This is a genomic window from Vibrio sp. 10N.222.48.A3 (assembly GCF_041475345.1).
Taxonomy (GTDB): Bacteria; Pseudomonadota; Gammaproteobacteria; order Enterobacterales; family Vibrionaceae; genus Vibrio; species Vibrio tasmaniensis_A.
In genome coordinates, this window is sequence record NZ_JBFRVX010000082.1 from 1 (window position 1) to 2,754 (window position 2,754).

The following is a 2,754-nucleotide window of genomic DNA, read 5'->3' on the forward strand; positions in this document are numbered from 1 at the left end:
CATAAAACTTATAATACTTAGCAAAATTAACGTTGTGGGTATGGAGACGTTCAACCTCGTATCGACTCATACCCCTCTTTGGCTCGAGTATTTCGTTATACAGTTTGGGTTTGTCAAACATTCGCCTAACCGTTGTTCCTGGCGAGGAACGAGCGTAATTGTAAGCGTATTTTTTTCTCCATGAACCGTAATAGCCATAAGCGTTAACTCTTACAGTTTTATCGGTCTGCTTAACATGAAACGGGTTGTAACCAAGTAAGGCGACTCGACTCTTTTCTTCCGTATTAAATTTTTCGATGTCATCAACAACTCGTTTAATGGTTTCTTTTACAACGTCTAACTTCATTTTTCCGTTCTTCCACGAGTTACCCATAGAACCACTAAAGTCACCGATGAAGTAAACGTCGACAGATTGAGGAAGATACTTTCGCGTGACCGCTCGTCCACTAACCGTAAATTCAGGTTCTAAATCGACATCTTCATACGAAATCCATGATGTATATTTGGCGGTAGCACTAACGACAAAGTCACTAAATGGCGCTAATTCGCCGCTAGCTTGAACACAACCATCTTTATATTCACATTTACGGGTAAATACGGCGACATCCACATCCTCTGAATTGTCTAAAATGTATCTATCAACCAAGTAACGTGCATACTTTACGTTTTTATCTTCATCCTCTTTAGGGCTTGCAATAAGTGCGAGGCTCGCAACCTCTGCAGCTTCTAATAACCGAGAGTGAGCCAACATCTGTTGCGACATTTGCATCGAAAACGCCATAAAAATAACCATCGCTGGTAAGAGACCAACGAACAAAATACCTGCGACACCTCGGTTTTTCTTTATCGATTTCACCTCAAACCCTCGCAAATGAATAAGATGTACTTACAAGGCGAAAGACTTCACCGTTAGCAACACCAAGCACATTGATTGGTGTTTCATAACATAATGAAACCTGATACATGGGTAATCTGCGACCTCGTGATGTGATTGGCAGTATTTCTATCGCTTTTTGCTTAGTTATATCGCTCATATCAGGAAAGTCACACCCATGAATGCTCCCTTTGGTTAGAGTTTTTTGAACCCTTCGGTAATTCACTCTACCTCCAGATAAAGCGGTTTCTTCAAGCCTTATTTCGTCGATGCGCATCCCAAACTTGGTTTTATCAAAGTTTGGAATCATTCGTTTCATCGAAGCAGAAGCAATCACAAACGCGTTGTGTTCTGTCTTTCTACAGTCACCCGCACATATATCCATGTTGGCATTAAACAATTGTTTTCGTTCAGCAAAGATAGTGGTCAATGAATAAGAAGCTCTGTCGAGTTGGCCCTTCTTATTAATAGCTAGCATATGATTGACTACGGCAACGAAGATCCCTGAAGCAAAAACTAATACCATCGCCAATTCAACAGCAAATGCGCCTTTTTGTTTAGCTTGCACAACCTGCCCCCTGACCAATTTTGAACGAACATCTTTCATATTCTTGGATAGTGATGACTTCACGTTTAATAGCAATATCTGGAAACCAAATGGATACAATCGGGTCGTAGGTATACTCTAAAGCATAGACAGCTAATGCCATGTCTTCGGGTTCATCTTTCTTATCTGGGCACTCATCTGTAGAAGCGTAAGTATCCGTACATTTGAGAAAGCCTTCGTAGTCACGAAAGTAGTTAACATGAATAACTACACTCCCCTCTTTGACTACATTACTCCATAATGCCCCGCCAGCTTTAGTTAACTCATCATTGATCATTTGGCCGTAGTTGATGGAATTGCTACTGCTTGAGTCGCCCGCTTTTTTGGTACGCATTACCGCTGTGGTCAAAGCATGGTCTGTCATGCTCATTGAGAATGTCAAAATACAGATCTCTACCCAGCCAAAGGCAATAGCCAGAAAAATCGGAATCCCCATAGCGACTTCAACCGTCAATGACCCCTTTTGCTTTCGCTTAAACCTTCTCATAGTCGGACATACCTTTTCTTAGTGTAATCAACAACGAATGCTCCCTTGATATCGATACTGTTTAAAAACGCTTTCGCTTCATCTAAGTCATTAAAGTCACCAATGCAGTAACGCTTCCATAAACCATGTGTATACGAATAAACAGAGCCGTAGTTGGTTTTCAAATAGTTCAAAAAGTCAGAGGGGATCGCCGTATACGTCGCCAATACTTGCACACGATAAATGGGTTTTGCCCCGGGCTTAAGTTTTCTTGGGTCAAGTACAGAACCATCGACACTGTGTCTAGATGCTTGAAACTCTGTGGTAGCATCCAATTTACTTACGCGAGACGTCGGGGCTACAAAGCCCCCTGAATTAGCTTGAGAGCCAATAAAGTGTTGTTCCATTTCTATCGTTGACTGTGTCACGGCCTTCTTCCCTTTGCTTTTAGATATTGACCTCATTAATGCAGACAACTGTTTGTGAGCTTGCTCATCGCTATTCGAATGCTTCAAAACCTCTAGCGCGATATCCGGTCGCTGAGATTTAACCGAAGAGAGAATCAAGTTAGAGCTCACTCTCTGATCATTCGGATTCGAAAGGTAAAGGTCATATAAAATGTCTGTTGCACCCAAATAATCAGACTGCATTATTTTGACGACTGCGATATTGTTGCCAGCCTCCCTGTCTGAAGCCCCTTGTTTTCTACTTTCCTCAAAATGTTCGATCGCTTGGGCAAATCGCTTTTGCTGAGCCAATATTTTTCCAGTTAAAAGTTGATACTCATACTCTTTGCCACCTTCATCC

4 protein-coding genes are annotated in these 2,754 nt (G+C 41.7%); all 4 read right to left on the reverse strand.

Annotation, left to right across the window (positions count from 1 at the left end):
• A partial coding sequence (locus AB4653_RS03075) for a vWA domain-containing protein (protein ID WP_372103306.1) occupies window positions 1–856 on the reverse strand: 856 nt, incomplete at its 3' end.
• 1 nt (window position 857) lies between these two features.
• Complete coding sequence (gene tadF, locus AB4653_RS03080) at window positions 858–1,442, reverse strand: tight adherence pilus pseudopilin TadF (RefSeq protein WP_009845556.1); 585 nt, start codon at window positions 1,440–1,442, stop codon at window positions 858–860.
• On the reverse strand, window positions 1,432–1,968 hold the full coding sequence (locus AB4653_RS03085) for a TadE/TadG family type IV pilus assembly protein (RefSeq protein ID WP_009845557.1): 537 nt from the start codon (window positions 1,966–1,968) through the stop codon (window positions 1,432–1,434). The genes tadF and AB4653_RS03085 overlap by 11 nt, the downstream gene beginning before the upstream one ends.
• Window positions 1,965–2,754: tetratricopeptide repeat protein (locus AB4653_RS03090; RefSeq protein ID WP_372103309.1), on the reverse strand; the 790-nt coding region annotated here is incomplete at its 5' end. The genes AB4653_RS03090 and AB4653_RS03085, both read right to left, overlap by 4 nt.

What these genes read in the sequence shown, in the direction of transcription:
- AB4653_RS03085 (WP_009845557.1), bottom strand. Translation starts at nt 1,968, where the DNA reads ATGAGAAGGTTTAAGCGAAAGCAAAAGGGGTCATTGACGGTTGAAGTC.